The following is a 23,371-nucleotide window of genomic DNA, read 5'->3' on the forward strand; positions in this document are numbered from 1 at the left end:
GCGTGGCCTCTCAGCAAGATCTCATCAAAGCAACGGCCTGCGCCGTGGTCGATCAACTCAATGCCGGGACGGTAACGCCGCTCGACCTGCTGGACGCGCTGGAAGCGCGCATCAAGGAAGTCGATGGCCAGGTCAACGCGCTGCCGATCCTGTGTTTCGATCGCGCCCGCGATCACGCGAAGGAATTGATGAAGAAGCCGCTCGGCGAACGCGGCATCCTTGCCGGCCTGCCGGTGCCGATCAAGGATCTCACCGCCGTCGCCGGCGTGCGCACCACACAGGGCTCGCCGATCTACAAGGACGTGGTGCCGACCAAGTCCAACGTGCTGGTCGAACGCCTCGAAGAAAACGGCGGCGTGATCTATGCGAAATCCAACACGCCTGAATTCGGCGCGGGCGCCAATACGTTCAACGAAGTGTTCGGTGCGACGCTGAATCCGTGGGACCTGTCGAAGTCGGCCGCCGGCTCGTCCGGCGGCGCCGCGGCAGCACTTGCCAGCGGCACGGCGTGGATTGCCCATGGCTCCGACATGGGCGGTTCGCTGCGCAACCCCGCCAGCTTCTGCGGCATCGTCGGCCTGCGTCCGAGCGTCGGCCGCGTTGCGTCCACGCCCGCCGTGGCGCTCGCCCGGATGGTGAGCGTGCAGGGCCCGATGGCCCGCACCGTGGAAGACCTCGCGCTGATGCTGGATGCCATGAGCGGCGAACATCCCGCCGATCTGATCTCGCTGCCGAAACTGCCGACCTCGTTCCGCTCGGCCGTGCGCGCCGGTACCAAACCGAAGCGCATCGCCTATTCGCCGGATCTCGGCATCACCCCCGTGGACCCCGAAGTGGTCGCCATCACCCGCAAGGCAGCGATGGCATTCGCCGACGCCGGCGTCATCGTCGAGGAAGCGCATCCCGACCTGCGCGAAGCCCACGAATGCTTCCATGTGCTGCGCGCCTACGACTTCGCGATCTCGAAGCTCCAGCTGCTCCGCGACAAGCGCGATCAGCTGAAGCCGGAAGTAATCTGGAACATCGAGCAGGGCCTGAAGCTCACGGTCGATGACCTGGCGAAGGCGGAAGCGCAGCGTGTCACGCTGGCGGCACGTGCCTACGAGTTCTTCCAGACCTACGACCTGCTGCTGTGCCCGGCGACCATCACGCCGCCGTTCCCGATCGAGCAGCGCTATCTCGCCGAATGCAACGGCACCAAGTTCGATAACTACGTGCAGTGGCTCGGCATCGTCTATGCGATCACGCTGACCTGCTGCCCGGCGCTGTCGATGCCTTGCGGCTTCACATCGACGGGTCTGCCGGTCGGATTGCAGGTCGTCGGCCCGCCGTGCGGCGAAGCCTCACTGCTCGCCGGCGCACGCGTGCTGGAAGACATTCTGGGCCTGCGCGACTCTACGCCGATCGATCCGCGCCCGGCGAAGTAACGGAACTCCGCCCTCATACTCGCTCGTCCTGGCTGGCCTTGTGCCGGCCAGGACGATGCCTTTGGGCAGGGCCGCCCGGAGTACCGCTACCCTTCATAGACTTTTGTCTAAGCCACATTGTCACATGTCGCGGCTAGTCATGTGCGGCCGCGGCCGGGATGCGGGCATCGCCTGACAGAACGATCCTGCCAGCAGCAATGCATTCCGCGGCATTGGCTTTTCGTGCCGCGCGTGGCAACGGGACATTTCACTTCACGGAATACGAGGGTTCTACGTGGCAGATTCATTCGCACCGCCGGCGGACGGCAAACTCCATTTCGACGACGCCAAGAAACGCATCAAGGCGATCTTCATCGGCTCGATGGGCAATCTCGTCGAATGGTATGACTTCTACGCCTACACCGCCTTCGCATTGTATTTCGCGCCGGCCTTCTTCCCGAACTCCGACCCCGTCGTTCAGCAGCTCAATGCGGCCGTGCTGTTTGCCGCCACCTTCCTGATGCGGCCACTCGGCGGCTGGCTGTTCGGCTATCTCGCCGACACCTATGGCCGTCGTATATCGCTGACGATCTCGGTCCTGTGCATGTGCTTCGGCTCGCTGATCATCGCCTGCACGCCGACCTATGCCACCATCGGCATCGCGGCACCGATCCTGCTCGCGCTCGCCCGCATCATCGAAGGCCTCAGCCTCGGCGGCGAATACGGCGCCAGCGCCACCTATCTCTCGGAAGTTGCCGATCCTAAGCATCGCGGTTTCTATTCGAGCTTCCAGTATGTCACGCTGATCGGCGGCCAGCTGACCGCGATCATCGTGCTCCTGCTGCTGCAGAAGGTGTTCCTCACCGAGCAGGAGCTGAAGGACTGGGGCTGGCGCATTCCGTTCGTGATCGGCGCTGGTCTTGCGGTCTTCACCGCCGTGATGCGTCGCGACATGCACGAGACTGACCAGTTCGTTGAAGCGAAGAAGCAGGCCAAGCCAATGGGTTCGCTGCGCGCGCTGATGGCCTATCCGCGCGAATTGCTGCTGGTTGTCGGCCTCACCGCCGGCGGCACCGCAGCGTTCTATACCTTCACCACCTACATGCAGACCTTCGTGAAGCTCTCGGTCGGCCTCACCGCGGACCAGACCACCACGGTGATCTTCGGCACGCTGATATTCGCCTGCCTGCTGCAGCCGATCTATGGCGCGATCTCCGACCGCATCGGCCGCAAGCCGCTGCTGATCTTCTTCGGCGTTGCCGGCACGCTGGCGACTGTTCCGATCCTCACCACGCTGCAGACCACCAAGTCGCCATTCACGGCGTTCCTGCTGATCTGCGGCGCCTGGATCTTCGTGGCCGGCTATACCTCGATCAATGCGGTGGTGAAGGCCGAACTGTTCCCGACCAATATCCGCGCCCTCGGCGTCGGCGTACCCTATGCGCTGACGGTGTCAATCTTCGGCGGTACGGCGCCGGCGATCGCGCTGTACTTCAAGCAGATCGGTCATGAACAGTGGTTCTACTATTATCTGTCGGGCATGATCTTCCTGTCGCTGCTGATTTACGCCACCATGCGCGACACCAAGCACAAGTCGGCGATGCACCGTCACGAGTGACGGTCAACGTCTAGCCAAGGAGCGTCAGCCATGACCGAGGATCACACCCCGCCGGAATCCAAGCTGACGCAGACCAAACAGCGCTGGGCGCGCGAAGGCCGGTTTCTCACCGGCAAGATTGCGCGCCCGGACGACCAGCGGCTCCCGCCCGGCCAGCATCTGACCCAGGATTGGCCGGTACTGGATCTGGGCATCACGCCAAACATCCCTCGCGAGCGCTGGCGGCTCGATGTCTACGGCGCCGTCGAGACGCCGCTGTTCTGGGATTTCGGCCAGTTCAGCGCGCAGCCGCAATCGACCTTCATCTCAGACATCCATTGCGTCACCACCTGGTCGCGTTACGACAACCAGTGGGAAGGTCTTTCGACCCGTGCGCTGCTGGATGCGTGCCAGCCGAAGCCCGAGGCGCGCTTTGTGGTGCTGGAATCCCATGACGGCTACACCACCAACCTGTCGCTGGAAGATTTCGCTGCCGAAGACGCACTGCTGGCGCATTCGTGGCAGGGCTCCCCGATCGAGCGCGACCATGGCGGCCCCGTGCGCGTGATCGTGCCGCATCTGTATTTCTGGAAGAGCGCCAAGTGGCTGCAGCGCATCCAGTTCGTCAGCGACGACAAGCCCGGCTATTGGGAAGTCCGCGGTTATCACAACCGCGGCGATCCGTGGCAGGAGCAACGGTATTCGGACGATTGACGGCTGCGCGTTGATGAAACTCTATTTCAGCACTTCGCAAACGCTGCGATGGTCCTGACGCATGAGCCCCTCGCTGCGGCAGGAGACTTTTGCCCACCAGCCATCGAGCGACTCGCGATCGCAATGCAGCTTCACGCTCATGCCATCGGCAAATGCGATCCATTCGGCAAAGCGATGCGACGGCACTGCGATCACCACGGGGATATCGCTAGAGAGCGCGCGCTCGATCAGATAAGCGAGCCCCTTGCCCTCGCGCTCCTGCTTGCCGAACCGGTTGATGATCACGAGATCGGCGCCCTCGTCGATGGCGTCGGCGACCTGCGTGCCCGCATCGAGCAATTGCCCGACATCGAGCTTGCAGCCCTTGGCGCCGGGGCCGAGATCCTGAAACAAGCGCACGTGCGCACCGGTGTGCAGCATGACCGCAGTCAGCTTCGGCACGTCGAATTCGCGATGCCCGAGTTGCACCAATCCGACGGCGCGAATACCCTGCTTGCTCAAATCCGCCGCGAAGGTGTGCAACACTGCGTCGGGATCCTGATCCTTGTCATAGACAAGCGCAGCCAGATCGCATTGGGCGTCGAACATTGCGAAGTTCCAGTTTAGACCACGGCGCGCCACGAGCGACCAAGGATGGATCAATCCTATTCCAGAATAGAGCTATTCGAAAGCGCGATCGGGGTGACCGTCACGATATATTTATCCGGATACAACGGTGATACCGCCGGCTTGACCGGTTAGAACCTGCGCTTCTTGCCGATATCGCCCTTCAGCGCCAGCAGCTCCTTGCGCGCGGCGGTGGCCGCAGCGCTTTCGATGCCACGATAGCGCTTGATGAGCGTCAGGCCGAATGGCGTGAGGAGAGCTCCGCCCCCATTCTTGCCGCCAGTCTGGCGCTCGACGGCAGGCTGCCCGCAGATCCGGTTGAGTTCATCCACCAGATCCCAGGCGCGCTTGTAGGACATCGCCATGGCGCGGCCGGCGGCCGAAATCGAACCGGTAGCGTGAATATGTTCGAGAAGCTGAATCTTGCCCGGTCCGATCCGTCCCTCGGGATCGAGGTCGATGCGGATACTGAGGACTGGCGCGGGCGAGCTGGCTGGCTTGGACATAGCCGAAGTCTACGTCCCCAGACGCAACCTTGCCAGTCCAACAATCAAGGAACGTTTCAGTGTTGGCCGCATTCGGGGCAGACGACTTCACCCCTGGTCACATGCGCGATGCCGCGACAAAGCCATTTCCTAGCTATCGCGTGCAGCGGCCGCCGGGCCAGCTGATAGATGAAATACACGTCGAGCATGATGAAATCGAATCCGTTTGTTCCAGCATAGATAAGGCGGCGCTCTGCAATCAGAACGCCGCCTTTCTCTTGTCAGCCATCTCTTTTTAGTTAGCCACGCAGCTTAGCCGTGAAGTTTCTTGGCCGTCTCGGCGATGACCTTGCCCTGATAACGGGCACCGGCCAGTTCGTTGGCCGAAGGCTGGCGGCTGCCGTCGCCACCGGTCAGGGTGGTGGCACCATAGGGCGAGCCGCCGGTGACTTCATCGAGCTTCATCTGGCCCTGGAAGCCGTAATTGAGGCCGACGATGGTCATGCCGAAATGCAGGAGGTTGGTGATGATGGAGAACAGCGTGGTTTCCTGGCCACCGTGCTGGGTCGCGGTCGCAGTGAATGCACCGCCGACCTTGCCATGCAGCGCGCCCTTCATCCACAGGCCACCGGCCTGATCGAGGAAGTTTGCCATCTGCGAGGACATGCGGCCGAAGCGGGTGCCGGTGCCGACGATGATCGCGTCGTAATTGGCGAGATCGTCGATGGTCGCGATCGGGGCAGCCTGGTCCATCTTGTAGTAGGACGCCTTGGCGACTTCGGCAGGCACCAGTTCAGGCACGCGCTTGATATCGACGGTGGCGCCGGCTTCGCGGGCGCCTTCGGCAACGGCATTGGCCATCGCTTCGATATGGCCGTAGGCGGAATAATACAGAACGAGTACTTTGGTCATGGTCAGTCTCCGTTGGATTGGGATGAATAGGTCGGGTTGATGATTGGTGGGCGCCGTCAGGCGGCGTCCACCAGAACGAGTTCGGAATCTTCCAGCGCCTTGATCGTGACGTTTGCTTCGTCACGGATGGCGACACCGTCGCGGGCGTTGACGCGAATGCCGTTGATCTCAATCGCGCCGGCCGCCGGCACGAGGTAGCCGTTGCGCGAGCTACCCAGTGGATATTGCGCGGTCTCACCAGCCTTCAGCGTGGTTGCCAGCACCCGGGCGTCAGCCCGGATAGGCAGTGCCCCGGCGTCGTCCTTGAAGCCGCTGGCAATGGTGACGAACTGGCCGGAGCGATCGGCCTTCGGAAACGGCTTGGCGCCCCAGCAAGGCTGGCCGCCCGTTTGGGTGGGCTCGATCCAGATCTGGAAGATCCGCGTGGTCGATGCCTCCAGATTGTATTCGGAGTGCCGGATGCCCGAGCCCGCACTCATCACCTGGACGTCGCCGGCCTCGGTGCGGCCCGTGTTGCCCAGACTGTCCTGATGCGTGATCGCGCCCTCGCGGACATAAGTGATGATTTCCATGTTGGAATGCGGATGAGCGGGGAAACCGGTGTTCGGCGCGATCTCGTCGTCGTTCCAGACGCGCAAGCTGCCGTGGCCCATATTCTCGGGGTCGTAGTGGCTGCCGAACGAGAAATGGTGTTTGGCCTTGAGCCAGCCGTGGTCGGCGCCGCCGAGTTTGTCGAAAGGTCTGAGGTCGATCATGACGAAATCTCCGTCGTTTGATGCATTTGCATCCTGGGCATCTGGATATGCCCGCGCAGATGGCGCATAAATAGAAATGATGGAAACTCATCGTTTCGGATTTTGAGATGCCCAAACTTCCCGACTTCGAGGCGCTGGCGATTTTCGCCAAGGTGGTCGAACTGCGGTCCTTTGCGGCGGCGGCGACCGAGCTAACCCTGTCCAAGGCCACCGTCTCCAAGGCAGTCGGTCGGCTCGAGGATCGCCTGGGCGCGCGGCTGTTCAACCGGACCTCACGGCGGCTGGCGCTGACCGACTCCGGCAAGACGCTGGCGGTGAAGGCCGCGCAATTGCTGGCGGACGGCGAAGCGCTCGAGAACGAGGCGCTGGCGCAGTCGGCGACACCGCGCGGGCTGGTACGGCTGGCCGTGCCGATGACCTACGGCACCAATACGGTGGCGCATCTGCTGCCGGAGTTCCTCGCCAAATATCCGGAAGTCTCCATTGACCTCAGCCTCAGCGACGCCACCGTCGACCTGATCGGCGAAGGTTTCGACGCCGCGATCCGCATCGCCACGCTGCCGGACTCATCGCTGATCGCGCGGCGGCTCTGCCCGGTGAAGCGCCACATCGTGGCGGCGCCGTCCTATTTCGCGAAATACGGCCGGCCGACGCACCCCATGCACCTCGCCGACCACAAATGCTTTGGCTACACCTATCTCTCGACCCCCGGCGTCTGGCACTTCACCAATGCGGCCGGCGAACAGGCCAGCGTTCGGCCGGCCGGGCCGCTCCGCGTCAACAATGGCGAGGCGCTGCTGCCTGCGCTGATCGCGGGATTGGGGATCAGCGACCTGCCGGATTTCATCGTCGGCGATGCATTGGCGAGCGGCGCGCTGGAGGCCGTGTTGCAGGACTGGTCGCAATCGTCGAGCGGTGTCTACCTCGTCACGCCGCCGGGCGGTCCCCGCCCAGCCCGTGTCGAAGTGCTGCTGGAATTTCTTGCTGACAAACTCGCCGCTACCGGCAAACGCCCACGCAAGACATCCGGCTAGCTCGCCTTCATCATCTGCCCGTAGATGCCGAAATACTGGTCGCGCATATTTGCAATATCGAATTCGGTGACGAAATCCTTCGCCGTCCTTGCGATCTTCGCGGCAAGCTCAGGCTGCGCCGCAAGCGCCGCGATCTTGTCGGCGAGATCCTCGGCGGATCCGACCTTAAATTTGATACCGTTCGAGCCATCTACCAGCAGTTCGGCCGGGCCATCGACATCCGCGGCGATGACAGGCAGGCCGACCGCCATGGCTTCGAGCAGCACCAGTCCGAAACCTTCGAAACGCGATGGCAGGACGAAAATATCGGCCTCGTCCAGCGGACGGCACACATCGGTGCGCCCACACAGAAAGCGAATACGATCGGCGACATTTTCGGCGATCGCCTGTGCCTTCAAACTCAGGAGGGTCGACTCGTCGCCCGATGGCGGGCTGCCGACAAAATCGCAGCGAATGTCGAGCCCGCGTGCCGCGCAGAGACTGACCGCCTTGATCAGGATGTCCTGCCCCTTCTGCTTGGGATAGATGCGGGCCACGTTGATCAGCCGCAGCGGCGAGCCGAAGCGACGTTGCCGCGCCACTCTATCGAATGTCGCGAGCGGGATGCCGTTATGCACCTTGAACAGGCGCTTCAGTTTGACAGCTTCACATTCACGCTCGACCGCAGCAGAGATCGCGATGTTCCAATCGACGAAGCGCTGATGCAGCCGAAGCTTCACGCGGTCCCACCCGTTGACGAGGCCGGTATTGTGAATCGTGTAGCCGACACTCATCGGACGATACAATTTACTTAACATGGCGAAGTGCTTGGCGCCGCTGTCATGCGCATGGATGATGCGAATATCGTGACGGCGGATGATGTTGAGTAAACTTAGAATGACACGTGGATTGCGGTTCCCAGGTGGACGCTTGAGGAAGTAGACCGGATGACCTGTCGCGGAGAGCTCGGCAGCAAGATCGGGATGGAAAAAGTCGTTAATGACGACGAAAACCTGCGGAATGTCCTCTCCCGGCGTGCAACTGGCAGCGAAATTGATCAGCAGCCGCTCAGACCCGCCCACGGTCAGCGACGAAATCAATTGAAGCACACAACCCACTTTGAAATGCTCCCGGCCCGAATGCCGGGCGACTTCCAAATCCGTCGCGCTCCAAACGGCCCGATTGCGAAATAGCGCCAGGGTTTTTGTCTGTTCGGAGTAATCCATTCCCTATTTCGGCTGACGCTCGTGGCTATTCTGCGGCGCACCAAATGCGCCGCGGAAGGGAATTCTGGCGGAAAGGCGGCAGAGTTGGGCGGGAATACGCACGCAGGTTGACGGTGGGCCAAAACACATCAGATTTTCTGAAAGTGCAAAACTTCCACGCCATTTCCAGCAGCGCTACATTCGTTGCTTTCGCTCGATGATATTCAGTCAGCCATTTCATTGACTGAATCCGTGTCGGACGTAGCTTTGATGCTCGCCATTGCATCAGAGAAAGTGACCATGACCACCGCCTCCCCTACACGCCGTTTGCTATCAACGCTCATCGCCACAGCCTTCAGCGCAACGCTCGCCACCTCCGCTTTCGCGGCGGACCAGATCACGCTGCGCGTCGGCGACCAGAAGGGTGGCAACCGCTCGCTGCTGGAGATCTCCGGCTTGGCGAAGGACTTGCCTTACAAGATCCAGTGGTCGGAATTCCCTGCGGCAGCGCCGATTCTCGAAGCCATCAATGCCGGCGCACTCGATGTCGGTTACACCGGCGACCTCTCGTTCCTTACAGTCTATGCCAACGGCGCACCGATCAAGGCGATAGGCGGCACACGCTCCAATGCGGACACACAGGCGATCCTGGTGCGCAACGATTCACCGATCAAGACCGCTGCCGACCTCAAGGGCAAGCGCCTCGCAGGCACACGCGGCGGCTGGGGCCAGTTCCTGATTGAGGCGACGCTGGAGAAAGCCGGTTACAAGACCAGCGACGCAACTTTCGCGCCGCTCGGTCCCGTCGATGCCAAGATTGCACTTCTCGCCGGTTCGATCGACGGCTGGGCCGTATGGGAACCCTACATCTCCTACGCCGTGCTGAAAGACAATGCGCGGGTGGTTGCCGATGGCACGGGCCTGACCCCGACCCTGACCTTTATCGTCGCTTCCGAACAGGCAATTGCCACCAAGCGCGAGGCCGTCGCCGACCTGTTGCAGCGGCTTAACAAGGCCCGCAACTGGTCGCGCGAGCATGTCAATGAATATGCTAAAAACACCGCCGAGCTGACCAAGCTGCCGGAAGACGTGCTGGCGCGCGCCTACAAGGCGCAGGACACACGGCCGATCGCCATCGACGATGGCGTGGTGAAGGAGTTCCAGGAAGCCTCGGATCGCGCCACGCGCTACGGAATCCTGTCGAAGCAGGTCGATGTCAGCAAGGCCGTCGATCGCAGCTTCACGCAGGCTGCGCCGGCATCGAACTAGCCGACGGCTGCGCGGCGAGAATGCGCATCGTTGCAATCGCCGCGATCAGCGACAACACTGTGGCGACGCTGAACAGCGTCCCATAGCCGAGCAGGTCGGCAATGCGGCCCGATAGCATCGAGCCGATGAAGTAGATGATCAGCTGGGCGCAGGCGAGAATCGTGAAGTCGGTGCCCGGCTGATCCTTCGATGCCGCCGCCATGAACAGGCTGTAGAGCGCGACGATCTCCATATAGCGGATCAAGGTCTGGAATCCGGCCGCGCCGAAAATCGGCCAGATGCCGGTCACCACGCCCAGCGCATGCGCCGTGAACAGCGCAAAACAGATCGTGCGGAGAATGCCCAGCAGACCCAGCGTCCAGCAGGTGCCGCAGCGTTGCAACAGCCATGCTGCGCCAGCGGCACCCGCGAGGCCCGCCGTCGTCGCGGCGCCGCCGGAAAGATAACCGATCTGTTTGAGCGGCACGCCGGCATCGACGAGATAGCTGCCCTCCATCGCCTTCACGAGGCCCTCGCTCATCCGGTAGATCAGTGCGATCCAGAGAATGTTGCGCACCTCGCGGCGGCGCAGGAAGGCCATCACGGAAGGCCGCGGCTTCGACGGATCGATCTGCCCGGCTTCGTCCTCGCGCATGGCGAAAGCGGCAAAGAGCGGAATCAACGAGAAGCCGGCGATGGTCAGCAGCATACCGGTCCAACCGATCTGCGCATACAGCACCAGCCCGAGCGTGCCGCCGATCACGACACCGAACGCGACCGAGCCGCCCTGGATGGCGTTGCCGATGGCGCGATCCTCGGGCGCGAGATATTTCGCAGCATAGCCGTCGGTGGCGATGTCCTGGGTCGAGATCAGCAGTGAGCCGAACAGGCCCACCGTGATGATGCCCCAGATATTGGTTGCGCCGAGCGGGATCAAACACAGCAGGCTGATGATGACCCCGGTTTGGGTCACGATCACCCAGCCGGCGCGATGTGCGCGCGCGAACGGGCGGATGCGATCCACCACCGGCGCCCAGAAGAACTTCAGCAGCAACGGCAGAAACCAGAGGCTGAGATATCCGATCTCGCTGCGCGAGACGCCGGCTTCGCGCATGATCGGCGGCAGGGCGGCGGCGAACAGATAAGACGGGATCGCCTGTGCCAGATACAGCCCGCCAAGCACGACGAACAGACGCTTGCGTCCCATGACGGCGACCGGCGCAGATGCGTTAAGCTCTGCGGTGCTCATGCGAGGCCGCGATGTTCGGCGAGAAAGGCGCGCGCGGCGATCTCGTCCTCGAGCGCCACCAGCGGCATCGGCCAGAGCTTCCGAAACGTCTCTTCCATCTTCTTGTTGGCGCCGGGGCGTACAATCGCCACAGCACGGCAGCGCGCGGAGATATGGCCGCGCGTCGCCTTGAACCACAGCGCCTGCTCCCGCTCGCCGGCGACGGACAGTTTCCCGCCGCCCCCGAACACGGTCAGAAGTTCGAATGGCGCATCATGCTCGCCGACTCGGGCCAGCGCGGCCAGATAATCGCGCTCGTCCGACTCCGCGTAAGGCGGCAGGAACCGTAGCGTCAGCAGGCTCCCATCAATCTCCAGATCCACCATGATGGCAATTAGAACTCCCTGGGAAGTGGCCTTGGAAGGTTTGGTCTTAGAACGTCTTGCGATAGCCGACCGTCACGGTGCGGCCCCAGGAATAAACGGGCAGGTTGCGCACTGACGTCGCGGTCGGATTCTGCAGCTCCGTATCGAACAGGTTGTTAACCGCTGCATAGGCCTCACCGCCATAGACCGGCCCGCTCAGCGCAGCATTCATCGTGAAACCACCCTCGATGGGATAGACCGTATTGGTCAGGTTGATGCCGCGATTGCGAGCGGCATAGCCCTCGCCCTCGACGCGCAGCTTGATGCCGTTGTCGAAGCGATAGTCGCCGAAGATCAGACCACGCACCGGACTGCCGATCCGGTTGTTGGGCAGCCACGAGTCGAGCACACCGTCCTTGTTGGTGTCGTAGCGGCCTTCCTTGTAGCCGATCGTGGTACCCAGCGTGAAATTCCGGTTGATCGCCATCTCGCCGATATATTCGACGCCGTAGATCATTTCCTTCTGCTGCGAGATCAGGTTGGTGACTGGATCGAAGGTCACGCCCTTCTCGGACGTGCTGACGAAACCGGTGATGCTGCCCTTGTAGGGGCCGTCGCCGCCGCGGATGCCGATTTCGTAGTTATTGACGATCTGGGCTTCCGGCGCGATCGAGCTGAAAGAGATGGTCTGGCGTGCCAGCGGCAGGCAGTTCGGCGTCGCTACCGGACAGGCAAAGGCGGTGGATGACAGGCCGGCGCGGCGCGTATAGGCGCCAACATCGGGCAGCGCATAGCCCTGCGAGAAACCGCCGAACAGATCGATCTTGTTGTTGAGCTTGAAGGTCGCGCCGAGATTGTAGGTCGGCGAGGCATATTCGTACTGGCCGCCGATAACATTGAGCGCCGGCAGAACGAAGCGCGTCACGGGCGAGATCGCGGCATAGGCGGCCGGACGCAGGAAATCGTCGACGCTGAGATCGAAATGCTCGTAGCGAACGCCGCCCCGCGCGGTCAGCCGATCGGTGATCGAGACTTGTACCAATGCAAATCCGGCGGTCGTCACCTGGGTCAACGGCGTGAACACATCGCGGCCATCGGTCAGTGTCTGCCATGTCTTGTCATGGACGACGTCCGTACCCCAGGTCACCTTGGCGCCGTTCCAGATGCGGTCGAGCGGCGTATCGATCGTCAGATTGACCCCGCCGCGCTCGGAATACAGCGTGGTCTGGTTGGCCGGGCTGGTCGGGCTCAGCGGATTGCCGGAATAATAGACCAGCGAGTTATAGGGATAGGAGAACTCCGAATAGTTGAAGCGCTTCTTGATGTCATTGTAGAAGCCGACCACGCTGAGATTACCGAGCACGAAGTCGGTATCGCTGTAGCGCAATTGGAACGAGCGCGAATCTTCCAGCACGCTCTGCCCGGTATAGGGCTTGGTGAAATCCGGCTTCGCATAAGCGCCGGAATAGTCGGTGAGGTATTTCGGCGTCTGGTCGAGATAGAACTGGCTGATCGAGGCTTCGATGCGCTTGCCGCCATCGAAATCGTAACCGATCTTGCCCAGGAAATTGCCGCTGGCGAGACGATCACCACCTCCCTGCCCGAGCATGGCGTCCGATGGCAGCTCGCGGCCCGCGCCGTCATAGGTCTTCTGCGCGCCGCGGCCGCTGCCGACGAATACATAGTCGATGCCATTCGTACCCTTGCCACTGACCGTCGCCGACATTTCTGGCGCCAGCGAACCGCCGGGATCGGCGGTGAAGGTGCGCAGCGCCGTGTTGACGCTGACGCGCGGACCGCCCGGCTGCGCTTTCTTGGTGACGAAATTCACCGTACCGCCCGTCGCGCCGGCGCCATAAAGACTCGATGCACCAGCGACCAGTTCGATACGCTCGACGGAATTCAGATCGATCAGCGACAGCACACGCGAGACGTCGCGGAGCGGCGTCGTCAGCGGCACGCCGTCCATCAGCACCAGAAGGTCGCGGCCGCGATAGCTTTCGGAAGCACCGGAGATGGTCTGGTTCGAGACCGAGAAGCCCGGCAGCAATTTGGCCAGCAGCGCCGATGCGCTGCCGCTCTGCTTGAGCTGCTCTTCTATCTCCTTCTGATCGACCACCTGCACGGTCTGCGGAATATCCGAAATCGAGCGCTGGGCACGCGCGGCCGTTACCGTGATCTCGTCGAGCGTGACGCCCGCGCTCTGCTGCGCAACGGCCTGCGACGACATGAGCCCGACGGCGGGGATGAGAAGGAACTGGCTGTAACGCATGAGCTCGGAATCTTCCGTATGTTCGTGGCGACGAAGCACTGGAGAGGTCGAGCCGGTCAATTCGACCGTGGCCGCAGCAGTTTGGAATCAATGTAAATTCCAGCCGCGGCTTTACTCTTCTTACGCCTGTGCATTCCGTCTATCGTCACAGCGATACGGCACAGCCCATTGCATGACTTGGACTCGGTGAATTGATAGTCGGACTGGAGCGAACGAAGCGGTTTGGATTCGATGCTGTGGCAAACGCGCATCAGTCGCGGTCTCCATCCTGCGTCGATGCCGCTCCCGATTGCCCTCTCGTCCCGCTCTGGCTGGTTGCCGACGATATCGATGACACCCTGCGCAAGCCGCTTGAGAGCCGCCTGCCGTGGAAGACCGTGCAGCGCAATTCGCTGGGATCGTTTCGCGCGGCGCCGTTCCAGTCAAAGGCGATCCTGCGGATGCAGCCGCATCTCGGACTGATGTCGTGTTTCGATCCCGCACCACTTTGGACCATGCCCGACGACGAGACGACCGATAACTCGCCGCAGGATATCCTGGTGCTGCGGCCGTCCGACGGCGTGGTGATCGTCCAGCAGGATGGCCAGCGCCAGACATGCATGCCGCGCGAGGCGATCATTCTCGATCCCGGCCGCGCTACCACCTTCATCATGAATGATGTGAGCCGCGTCGATTGCCTGCTGCTCCCCAGCAATGGCCATGCCGGCATGCGCCACATAGCCCACGACAATGGCGGGCTGATCGCGCTTGGCCATTACGCCGCTGCCGTAATGCGCGGCTTGCTGCCGATGAATTCGGCGGCGCTGACAGGCCTTGCCATCGACTATATGAACGGCCTCGTCGCCACCATGATCGATGAGGCCGATGCGCCGGAGCGACGCGCAGCATTGCGGCCGGACCGGCCAACCATCAGTCTCTTGTCCCTCAAGGCCGATATCGAGGCCAGCCTCAGCCAGCCGACGCTGTCGCTGGAACGGCTTGCGACGACGCATGGCGTCACCGCACGTTATTTCCAGAAATTGTTCGAGGCCGAAGGGCGGACGTTTTCGGATTATCTGCTGGAGCGTCGGCTCGAGCGCGCCTTCCATATGCTGCGCGATGGCAACCGCGGGGATCGCGCCGTCAGCACCATCGCTTTCGAGGTCGGCTTCGGCGACCTGTCTTATTTCAACCGCACCTTCAAAAAGCGCTTCGGCGCCACGCCCCGCGAGATCCGTGCGCGATTTGAGACGATGCTGCTGGATACGATGCCGGATACGGACGCCTGAAGCGTCAGTTCACCTTCGCAACCGTCGTCCCGTTGCCCGGCAAAATCTCCACCGTCGCCGTGCGGCCCGCGACCAGCGTCGCACCTGCCGGAACAGCGTCGAGCGCGATGCGCACCGGCACGCGCTGGGCGAGACGGACCCAACTGAAGGTCGGGGTCACATTGGCGAGCAGGTTGCTACCCTCTGCGCGGTCGCGGTCCTCGATGCCGGCGGCAACGCTCTCCACATGGCCGGTGAGCTTGGCGGCATCACCCATCAAGTGAATGTGGACGGGATCGCCGACGTGGATCCGCGACAGCTTGGTCTCCTCGAAATAGCCGTCGACATGCAGGCTCGACGTATCGACCAATGCCATCACGCCCTTGCCGGCAGTGACATAGGTGCCGGGGCGCAGGTCCATGTTGGAGATCACGCCCGAGACGGGCGCGTGAACCTCGCTGCGATCGAGATTGAGCTGCGCCACGGCCCGATCAGCAATGGCCTGATCCAGCGACGCCTTGGCCAGCAGCTGCGTTGCAAGCACCTGCTCCTGCTTCTGCTGCGAGACGGCGGCCGTCGTCAGATCCTTATAGCGCTTCAGATCGAGATCGGCCTGCTCAAGGCTGGCCGTACGGCCGGCGACGACGGCTTCGGCCTGCTGCAGCGCCAGCGCGAAACGCGCGCGGTCAATCCGCATGATGACATCGCCGCGCGTCACCTTCTGATTGTCACGCACCAAGATCTCGGTGACGAAACCGGACACATCCGGCGCCACGGTCACCACGTCAGCGCGGACGCGGCCGTCGCGGGTCCATGGGGCATCCATGTAATAGACCCAGAGATAGTGCCCGACGGCGAGCGCGGCGACGACGGCCAGCGCGGTGACGGCGAAACGGCGAACGAAACTCACAGCATTTTTCATGACAGCAATCCGGAGGCTAAATAGACCACGCCACCCAGCAGGCAGACATACAGAGCAAGATCGAACAGCGCGCGGTGCCAGACATAGCGATAGAGGCCGGAGCGCTCTATCAACGGGCGCAGCAGTGCGCCGATGGCGTAAGTGATGACCAGCCACAGCATCAGCGATGGCAACAGCACACCGAACAGATCGATTTCATATCTCATGCAGCCACACTCCCGGCACAAAGCCCCGATTCGGGCAGATAGGCGGGTGCCGTCGGGAACAGACCACGGCGAATGCCAACGAGCCCGATCAGCGCATCCTCGCGCCCTGCCCCGCGTTCGCCCATGGCTTCCGACAGCGCGTGATCGACTTTCGCCAGCAGTGGTTCCGGCATCGCACCGCCTTTGTAGTTGCGGAAGCTCGCGGCCAGTTCGTCTAGCATCGTGTCCATCGCATTGAGCGTCGGTGACGACAGATGATGACGCGCCCGGCGCAGATCGACGATATTCAGCCCGACGCGCAATTCGCGCAGGTTGTCGACAGCACGCAGCGGCGAATCCTTCAGCGCCGTCAGCCGTGGCGCCAGAAGGCCGATGCGGTTCAGCATCAGCCCGGCAAAGGCCGCGCGGTCACGATTGCCGCGCTGTTCGGCAGCCTGCGCGATGGCGATCCAGCCGCGCCGCATCAGCCGCTTCACACTCCATTCGGAGCCGACTGAGCGGATCAACTGGATCGAGATGACCGACAGTTCAGTACCGACGAAGAAAGCCACGCTGGAATTGGCGAAACTTGCGAAGTCGGCATTGTAAGTCGTCTGCAACGCCATCAGCGTCGCGGTATTCGCCGCCAGCAGCATGCCGATGAAGAAGGTGGCGGGGCGCGCGATGAGATAGCCAAACAGCAGGAACGGCGGCGCCAGCACGGCGACCAGCACTTCGACATCGGTGATGGCCGGCAGGATCGCGAACAGATAGAGCGCGATGATCACCATCGCGGCCAGCGTCCATTTGGCAAAGCCGCGCAACCCCACCGCGGGATCATCCATGCTGGCGAAGAACGAGCAGCCGACAGCCGCCATGGTCGGTGCTGTCGCGCCATCGGTCCAGCCGGTGGCGATCCAGAACGCGCAGCAGACGAGGATGGTCACGAATACGCCTGCTGCGGACCATAGCGCCATGCCGTGATCGACATGCCGCACCGGGGCCACACCGGCTTCAGCCTGAAAGGCGAGTTTCGCGCCCGGCGGACGGCCGCCCTCGGCAATCGCCTGATTGAGGACCCGGCAATCCGCTGAGATATCGACGAGCTCGCGCATCCGCATCAGCAGGCTCGCGATCATGATCTCGGTCCATGACGACGACGCGCTCAGCTTCGGCTGCTGCGCGGCGATCATGCTGCACAGCCGCTCGGCGGGTTCACGGTCGGTGCTGTTGTCAGCAATCCAAGCGGAGACGTCGTCGATCAGCGCCATCAATTGCGGTGAGGTCGTCCGCGCGTCTTCGCCCAGCGCGTCGATGCGATCGCCCATGGATGACAGCAGCGGCAGGAATGTCAGCATGCGGGTGCGCAAGGCACGCATCCAGCGCGAGGTCTCGCGGCCGCCGAGCCGGTCATAGGCCAGATGATCGGCGAGCGTATCGATATCGACGGCATCGGCGGCGAGCTTGAGGCGCAGATCGCGGGTCGCCGGATCGGTGCTGCGACCAGCCAGCACGTCCTGCGTCAGTCTGCGCGCGCCGGCGAGCCAGCTATCGACCCGCATTGCAACCGCCGGACCGACGCTGCGCGGCAACAGGATCGTGGATACCAGCGTCGCGCAGAGAATGCCGACGATGATTTCCTCGCTGCGCGCCACGGCCGTATCGAAGATCGCGGCGGGGTCGTTGACCGAGGGAAAGCTGATCAGCGCACAGGTGTAGCCTGCCAGCATGAACATATAACCGCGCGGCGTCCTGTCGAGCAGCGACACATAAAGACAGAGACCGACCCACAGCGCGATGGCGAGGCTGAGCAGTTCTGGCGAGTTGACGAGGTTCGGGACCAGTACCACGCTGGCCGAAGCCCCAACCAGTGTGCCGATGACGCGAAACAGCGCTTTCGAACGCGTAGCGCCGGCCAGCGGCTGCGAGGCGATATAGACCGTGGCCAGCGCCCAGTAGGGCCGCGGCAGATCCATCGCAAAGCCGATCAGCAAAGCCATCATGCCGGCGATGAAGGTTTTCACGGAGAACATGATGTCGGCGTGGCGGACGAGAAACGGCGGTTGGGCAGCAGCGGAGGTCATGGCAGCGCCTCCGCCTCCTCGGCGGCCTCATACAGGCGATTGGCCGATAGCTCGATCCGTCCGAGCACATCGAAGGCGATAGCGAGTTCATCGGGCGCGATGCCCTTCATCAGGTCACCGCGCAGCCGGCGCATGACACGCCTGATCTCTTCGGCCTTGGCTTCGCCAAGCGGGGTCAGGTGCAAAACCTTGGCGCGGCGGTCGGTCGGGTCCTCGCGGCGCTCGACCAGCCCTTCGGCGGCCAGCAGGTCGATCAGCCGGACCACCGACGGGCCCTCAAGCCCCATTTCGTCAGCGAGCACGCCCTGACGCACATTCTCCCGTCCGGGCCGCGACAGGATCAGCAGCGGATGGGCCGTGGCTTCGGACAGGCCATGCGCCGACAGGGTCTGGTCAGCCTTGCGGCGCCAGACCCGTGCCAGTCGCGCAACCAGCAGACCCAGTTCGGCCTGGATATGCGCTTGGGAGTGGGGCATGGAAATTAGATAGGACCCTATCGATTAGGCTGCAATCTATTTTGTGCGTCGCATCAATCACGGTGTGGTGAGCGCCGCCGGGGACCCCGGCACCTGCAAGCCAGGTAGGGTAGCCGTAATGCGGGAAACAACGCCGGCAGCCAAATATTGAGAATTTCCCAATGATTTCCGTGGGCCATATCTTTCAGCGATTGAAATCCCCCTTGTTTCTGCCATGTTCGCGCCCAAAGCAGGCATCGGGTAGTGTTCTCCGGCGCGCGAATCTCCATCGCGCGGATGCTCCAGTTGAAAGCGGCAAAGGAATTCCATGGCGAAGCCAGCAGTGATTGTCGTCGGCGCGGACAAGGGTGGGGTCGGCAAGACCACGGTTTCGCGGACGGTTCTGGACTATTTCAGCGCCAACAACGTTCCGACGCGCGCTTTTGACACCGAAGCGCCGCGCGGCACGCTGAAGCGGTTCCATTCGGACATCACCGAAATCGTCGACATGACGACCACGTCCGACCAGATGAAGATCTTCGATACGCTCAACAGCGCGTCGCCTTCGGTGACCGTGATCGACGTCCGCGCAGGCCTGCTGTCCCGGGCGCTGGCCGATCTGCGTGACATCGGCTTCCTCGATGCCGCCAAGTCCGGCCAGATTACCTTTGCCGTTTTCCATATACTCGGCCCGTCGATCGCCTCCCTGGACGAGATCGCCGAGACCGCCGGCTTCATGGACGGCGCGAAGTATTTCCTGGTGAAGAACTTCATCAACAACACCAGCTTCTTCGAATGGGACCAGGCGACCTACAACTCCTATTTCCACCGCATCAAGGGCGCCACCGAGATCACCATCCCGAAGCTGAACGAAATGGCCTATGAGCAGGTCGAGGTCTCCAGCGTGCCGTTCCTGAAATTCGTCGCCAACAAGGGACCGCATGACGAGACCGCGAATTATTCGTTTGTGCTGCGCGGCTATGTCCGGCACTGGCTGGCCAATGTCTGGAGCGAATTCGACCGCATCAAGCTGACCGACATCGTCCACGACAAGCCCGGCGCCCGCAGCCCCGGCGAGAAGTAAGTCCATTTAACGATTGGAGCGGCGTCGGATTCGCCTGATATTGCGCCGATGCGACGCACGCCCGTTTATATCATCTGCTCGACGCGACCGATGGTCGGCAAGACCCTCGTCGCGCGCCTGTTGTGCGAATTCCTGAAGCTGCAGCGCGGCGACGTCACCGCCTTCGATGTCAGCCTGAAAGAACCGTCGCTGCTGGATTTCCTGCCGAAACTGACCGAGACCGCCGACGTCAATGACACGTTCGGCAAGATGTCGCTGATGGACCGGCTCATCATCAATGACGACGTCGCCAAGGTGATCGACCTCGGCTATTTCGCCTTCGACGAATTCTTCAAAATGACCGGCGAGATCGGTTTCGCCAAGGAAGCCGCACGCCGCGGCGTGGCGCCCATCGTGTTCTTCATGGGCGACAGCGACCGCGCCTCATTGCGCGGCTACGAGATGCTGCAGCAGCAGTTCACCCGCAATTCGCTTTATGTGATCGACAACGAACACGTGCTGCGCGGCGAAATCCCGGTGGCGCTGGCGCAGGGCCGCCTGCTGCGCATCGCGGCGCTGCCAGTGTTCCTCAAGACCTATATCGACCGGCTGAATTTCTCCTTCACCGGCTATTTGCGTTCGGAGCAGGATTCATCCACCGAGCTGCATCAGTGGATCAGGAAGAATTATTTCAGCTTTCGGGAGATCGAGCTGGGGCTGCTGCTGCAGGGGTCGTGACGGGCAATCAATGCCCGTCGAACGTCATCAACGTCCGCACCGGCACATTCATCGCCCGCAGCTTGGCCGCGCCGCCGAGATCCGGCAGGTCGATGATGAAACAGGCGGCCATCACCTCAGCACCGATCTGGCGCATCAGCTTCACCGCGCCTTCGGCGGTGCCGCCGGTGGCGATCAGATCATCCACCAGGATCACGCGTTCGCCGGGCTTGATGGCGTCGGCATGCACTTCCATCTCGTCGATGCCGTATTCGAGAGAGTAAGCGATCCGCACGGTCGTGTGCGGGAGCTTGCCCTTCTTGCGGATCGGCACGAAACCGGCCGACAACTGATGCGCCACGGCGCCGCCGATGATGAAGCCGCGCGCTTCCATGCCGGCGACCTTGTCGATCTTCAGCCCCGCCCAGGGCTGCACCAGCTCATCCACCGCGCGGCGGAACGAGCGTGCATCACCCAGCAATGTGGTGATGTCGCGAAACAGGATACCCGGCTTCGGATAATCCACAATGGTGCGGACGGAGGCTTTGAGATCGTGCGCGAGTTCGGGTGTCATCGGGGTCTTTCGGTTCTTCAGATGGACATCAGTTGGGGCGTTGCCCCAACCGAAATGCGTTTTCGACGATACGTAAGCCGACCTCGCCGCCAAGCGACATCAGCGATTCCGGATGAAATTGCACGCCGCCGACCGGCAGCGTCTTGTGTTCGATGGCCATGGCGACACCGTCCTCGGTCGAGGCCGTCACGGTGAGTACATCGGGCATGCTGTCCTGCTCGACGAACAGCGAATGATAGCGGCCGATGACGATTTCATTGGGCAGACCGTTCATCAACTTTCCACCCCGCACCTGCACGCGCGACGGCCGGCCATGCGCCGGCTGCGCGAGCTGGCCCAGCACGCCGCCGAAATATTCGCCGATTGCCTGCACGCCAAGACAGACACCGAACACCGGCAGCTTCTTTTCGAGCGCGGTATCCAGCGTTTTGCCAATGCTGAAATCCGCTGGACGGCCGGGGCCGGGCGACAGCACCAGCAGATCGAAACTCTCGCGGTTCAGGACGGTCTGTGCATGGACATGACGAACCACGCTGACGGTGGCGCCGACCTGACGGAAGTAATCCGCCAGCATATGCACGAAACTGTCATCATGATCGATCAGCAAGACCTTCTTGCCCGAACCGGTTGCATCCGGCGCGAAGGCCGACAGCCGCTTCGGCGGATCGCCGCGCAGCGCCTGGAACAGGGCTGCGGCCTTGGTCTGGCATTCCTTCTCTTCGGCCACAGGATCCGAATCGAACAGCAGCGTCGCGCCGACGCGCACTTCGGCGAGGCCGTCCTTCATGCGAATCGTACGGATGGTAATGCCGGTATTGATGCCGCCATCGAATGACACGGCGCCGATGGCGCCGGCATACCAACGTCGCGACGAGCGCTCATTGTCCTCGACGAACTGCATCGCCCAGAGCTTCGGCGCGCCAGTCACCGTCACCGCCCAGGCGTGGGTCAGGAACGCATCGAGCGCGTCAAATCCGGGACGCAGCATGCCTTCCACATGATCGACGGTGTGGAACAGTTTTGAGTAGGTCTCGATCTGCCGACGCGCCAGCACCTTGATCGTGCCGGGCACGCAGACGCGCGCCTTGTCGTTACGATCGACGTCGGTGCACATGTTGAGTTCGAACTCGTCTTTCTCCGAATTCAGCAACTGCCGGATCTGTTCGGCATCGCCGATGGCATCGACGCCACGCGCGATGGTGCCGGAGATCGGACAGGTCTCGACGCGGCGACCGTCGGAGCGCACGAACATCTCGGGCGAGGCAGCGACGAGAAATTCGCCGTCGCCGAGATTCATCAGTGCGCCGTAAGGCGACGGATTGATCACGCAGAGGCGCTGGAAAACCTCGGCCGGCGAGCGTTCGCAAGGTTCGGCAAATAATTGCCCGGGCACCGCCTCGAACAGGTCACCGCGCGCAAAGGCGGCGCGGGCGTTCTCGACCGTCTTCTGATATTCGCCGGGGGCGTGATCGGCAAAGCCCTGGCGCGGCGCCTTGTTGTAGCCGCTGTCCGGCGTATCACGCGGCAGGCCTTCGGTCGTGCGATCCTTCCAGGTGAAATCATAGGACATCAGCACGCCGCGGCCGGTGGCGCGGTCATAGGCCAGCAGCGTGTCGGGCAGATACAGCACGATGTCGCGCTGGTCGGCCTCGCGCGTGCGCTTCTGCTTCAGGTCTTCCATCTGGAACACGAGGTCATAGGCGAAGGCGCCATAGAGCCCGAGCATGGAATCGTCTGAGGAGAACAATTGCGCGACCATGTCGCGCACCAGCGACATCACGCTGGCGCGGCGGGTGCGCTGGTCTTCCTCGACCGGCGCCTCGCCGCGGATGATGTGGCCCTTGAGCTTCGACATCGTCCGCCCGTCGAGCGCGATACAGGGATCCTGCAGCGTGTCGGCGAGGAAGGCGATCAACACCTGGCCACGCTTGTTCAGCGCCGTCAGCGTGAAATCCGTCCCGGTGGTTTCCAGCAGCAGCGGCGGATCAGCGAAACCGAGATCGAAGCTCTCATAGCGACCGGGCACCGTGGTACCCGACGACAGCACCACGCCGCGGCGCTGGTCGAGCCGGACGATCAGATCGTCCAGCGCGGTGCCGCCGGTGAAATAATCAACATGGCGCGCCACGGTGAGACCCGCGCGGGTCTTGTAGGCGCTGTCAGCGGGGAGCGAAAACACAGTCCTGTTCATGGTGTCCTCTTAGGAAACATGCCGGAGGGGGCGCCACACAGAACAAACAAGCAAAGGCCGTCGCACTGCGATGGCGGCCTTCGACGATTGAAAATAAGCAAATCGCACCGACCACCTCTTCAGGAGG

The 23,371-nt window shown here is 62.4% G+C and carries 23 protein-coding genes; 9 read left to right on the top strand and 14 right to left on the bottom strand.

All coding sequences use genetic code 11. The annotated features are described in order from the left end of the window. Positions 1–2 precede the first annotated feature (2 nt). The 3 genes from AB7951_RS23840 to AB7951_RS23850 all read left to right on the top strand — a co-directional run bounded on the left by AB7951_RS23840 (position 3) and on the right by AB7951_RS23850 (position 3,717). Positions 3–1,427: an amidase family protein gene (locus AB7951_RS23840; protein ID WP_441256073.1), complete on the top strand. Its 1,425-nt coding sequence runs from the start codon at positions 3–5 to the stop codon at positions 1,425–1,427. A gap of 361 nt (positions 1,428–1,788) precedes the next feature. Next, positions 1,789–3,024: an MFS transporter gene (locus AB7951_RS23845; protein ID WP_120289104.1), complete on the top strand. Its 1,236-nt coding sequence runs from the start codon at positions 1,789–1,791 to the stop codon at positions 3,022–3,024. Between the two features lie 30 nt (positions 3,025–3,054). After that, entirely contained in the window at positions 3,055–3,717 is a 663-nt protein-coding gene (locus AB7951_RS23850; protein WP_439062138.1) for a sulfite oxidase-like oxidoreductase, read from the top strand. A gap of 21 nt (positions 3,718–3,738) precedes the next feature. Here AB7951_RS23850 and AB7951_RS23855 read toward each other — a convergent pair whose 3' ends face one another. Both AB7951_RS23855 and AB7951_RS23860 read right to left on the bottom strand, forming a co-directional pair. Then, positions 3,739–4,305, bottom strand: coding sequence for a DUF2478 domain-containing protein (locus AB7951_RS23855; RefSeq protein ID WP_439062137.1), 567 nt, complete (start codon positions 4,303–4,305; stop codon positions 3,739–3,741). A gap of 149 nt (positions 4,306–4,454) precedes the next feature. After that, positions 4,455–4,829 (bottom strand): winged helix-turn-helix domain-containing protein, encoded by a 375-nt coding sequence (locus AB7951_RS23860; protein WP_093759583.1) that lies wholly within the window; start codon positions 4,827–4,829, stop codon positions 4,455–4,457. Between the two features lie 59 nt (positions 4,830–4,888). On the opposite strand from AB7951_RS23860, the gene AB7951_RS23865 reads away from it, so the two are divergent. Then, on the top strand, positions 4,889–5,107 hold the full coding sequence (locus AB7951_RS23865) for a hypothetical protein (RefSeq protein WP_439062136.1): 219 nt from the start codon (positions 4,889–4,891) through the stop codon (positions 5,105–5,107). Positions 5,108–5,120: 13 nt separating this feature from the next. Here AB7951_RS23865 and wrbA read toward each other — a convergent pair whose 3' ends face one another. Further along, positions 5,121–5,720: an NAD(P)H:quinone oxidoreductase gene (wrbA, locus tag AB7951_RS23870; RefSeq protein WP_175368708.1), complete on the bottom strand. Its 600-nt coding sequence runs from the start codon at positions 5,718–5,720 to the stop codon at positions 5,121–5,123. A gap of 56 nt (positions 5,721–5,776) precedes the next feature. Continuing rightward, a complete protein-coding gene (locus tag AB7951_RS23875; RefSeq protein ID WP_120288381.1) occupies positions 5,777–6,475 on the bottom strand; it encodes a pirin family protein in 699 nt (232 codons plus the stop codon). Positions 6,476–6,582: 107 nt separating this feature from the next. Between AB7951_RS23875 and AB7951_RS23880 the strand changes: the two genes are divergently transcribed. Continuing rightward, positions 6,583–7,509, top strand: coding sequence for a LysR family transcriptional regulator (locus AB7951_RS23880; protein WP_439062134.1), 927 nt, complete (start codon positions 6,583–6,585; stop codon positions 7,507–7,509). On the opposite strand, the gene AB7951_RS23885 is transcribed toward AB7951_RS23880, so the two are convergent. Further along, the gene (locus AB7951_RS23885) at positions 7,506–8,606 is read right to left on the bottom strand and encodes a glycosyltransferase family 4 protein (protein ID WP_439062133.1); all 1,101 of its coding nucleotides are present in this window, start codon (positions 8,604–8,606) and stop codon (positions 7,506–7,508) included. The two genes, AB7951_RS23880 and AB7951_RS23885, sit on opposite strands and share 4 nt — an antisense overlap. A 387-nt stretch (positions 8,607–8,993) precedes the next feature. Here AB7951_RS23885 and AB7951_RS23890 point away from each other — a divergent pair, with 387 nt between their 5' ends. Then, positions 8,994–9,962 (top strand): ABC transporter substrate-binding protein, encoded by a 969-nt coding sequence (locus AB7951_RS23890; RefSeq protein ID WP_231078132.1) that lies wholly within the window; start codon positions 8,994–8,996, stop codon positions 9,960–9,962. Here the strand turns inward: AB7951_RS23890 and AB7951_RS23895 are convergent. The 3 genes from AB7951_RS23895 to AB7951_RS23905 are packed head-to-tail and all read right to left on the bottom strand — an operon-like array spanning position 9,934 to position 13,806. Further along, positions 9,934–11,190: an MFS transporter gene (locus AB7951_RS23895; protein WP_439062132.1), complete on the bottom strand. Its 1,257-nt coding sequence runs from the start codon at positions 11,188–11,190 to the stop codon at positions 9,934–9,936. The genes AB7951_RS23890 and AB7951_RS23895 overlap by 29 nt on opposite strands. Beyond that, positions 11,187–11,555, bottom strand: coding sequence for a hypothetical protein (locus AB7951_RS23900; RefSeq protein WP_089262497.1), 369 nt, complete (start codon positions 11,553–11,555; stop codon positions 11,187–11,189). Before AB7951_RS23900 ends, AB7951_RS23895 begins: the two co-directional genes overlap by 4 nt. A gap of 46 nt (positions 11,556–11,601) precedes the next feature. After that, complete coding sequence (locus AB7951_RS23905) at positions 11,602–13,806, bottom strand: TonB-dependent receptor domain-containing protein (RefSeq protein WP_120288378.1); 2,205 nt, start codon at positions 13,804–13,806, stop codon at positions 11,602–11,604. 236 nt (positions 13,807–14,042) lie between these two features. Here AB7951_RS23905 and AB7951_RS23910 point away from each other — a divergent pair, with 236 nt between their 5' ends. Further along, positions 14,043–15,074 carry a helix-turn-helix transcriptional regulator gene (locus tag AB7951_RS23910; protein WP_439062131.1) on the top strand — a complete coding sequence of 344 codons (1,032 nt, stop codon included), beginning with the start codon at positions 14,043–14,045 and terminating at the stop codon, positions 15,072–15,074. A gap of 4 nt (positions 15,075–15,078) precedes the next feature. On the opposite strand, the gene AB7951_RS23915 is transcribed toward AB7951_RS23910, so the two are convergent. From AB7951_RS23915 to AB7951_RS23930, 4 genes are read right to left on the bottom strand one after another with little or no spacing between them, the layout of a single operon-like run. Next, positions 15,079–15,975, bottom strand: coding sequence for an efflux RND transporter periplasmic adaptor subunit (locus AB7951_RS23915; RefSeq protein WP_439062130.1), 897 nt, complete (start codon positions 15,973–15,975; stop codon positions 15,079–15,081). Then, a complete protein-coding gene (locus AB7951_RS23920; protein ID WP_439062129.1) occupies positions 15,972–16,181 on the bottom strand; it encodes a DUF1656 domain-containing protein in 210 nt (69 codons plus the stop codon). Before AB7951_RS23920 ends, AB7951_RS23915 begins: the two co-directional genes overlap by 4 nt. After that, entirely contained in the window at positions 16,178–18,244 is a 2,067-nt protein-coding gene (locus AB7951_RS23925; protein ID WP_439062128.1) for an FUSC family protein, read from the bottom strand. The genes AB7951_RS23920 and AB7951_RS23925 overlap by 4 nt, the downstream gene beginning before the upstream one ends. Further along, on the bottom strand, positions 18,241–18,720 hold the full coding sequence (locus tag AB7951_RS23930; protein ID WP_439062127.1) for a MarR family winged helix-turn-helix transcriptional regulator: 480 nt from the start codon (positions 18,718–18,720) through the stop codon (positions 18,241–18,243). The genes AB7951_RS23925 and AB7951_RS23930 overlap by 4 nt, the downstream gene beginning before the upstream one ends. Before the next feature lie 307 nt (positions 18,721–19,027). On the opposite strand from AB7951_RS23930, the gene AB7951_RS23935 reads away from it, so the two are divergent. After that, positions 19,028–19,783, top strand: coding sequence for a hypothetical protein (locus AB7951_RS23935; RefSeq protein WP_089262507.1), 756 nt, complete (start codon positions 19,028–19,030; stop codon positions 19,781–19,783). A gap of 48 nt (positions 19,784–19,831) precedes the next feature. Continuing rightward, positions 19,832–20,500 carry a hypothetical protein gene (locus tag AB7951_RS23940; RefSeq protein ID WP_439062126.1) on the top strand — a complete coding sequence of 223 codons (669 nt, stop codon included), beginning with the start codon at positions 19,832–19,834 and terminating at the stop codon, positions 20,498–20,500. 7 nt (positions 20,501–20,507) lie between these two features. On the opposite strand, the gene AB7951_RS23945 is transcribed toward AB7951_RS23940, so the two are convergent. Together AB7951_RS23945 and AB7951_RS23950 are read right to left on the bottom strand one after the other, a co-directional pair. Then, entirely contained in the window at positions 20,508–21,053 is a 546-nt protein-coding gene (locus tag AB7951_RS23945) for an adenine phosphoribosyltransferase (protein ID WP_068733118.1), read from the bottom strand. A gap of 28 nt (positions 21,054–21,081) precedes the next feature. Beyond that, positions 21,082–23,244, bottom strand: a complete 2,163-nt coding sequence (locus AB7951_RS23950) for an anthranilate synthase component I (protein WP_439062125.1) — start codon at positions 23,242–23,244, stop codon at positions 21,082–21,084. Positions 23,245–23,371 lie beyond the last annotated feature (127 nt).

It is taken from the genome of Tardiphaga sp. 285_C5_N1_2 (assembly GCF_052076065.1).
GTDB lineage: Bacteria > Pseudomonadota > Alphaproteobacteria > Rhizobiales > Xanthobacteraceae > Tardiphaga > Tardiphaga robiniae.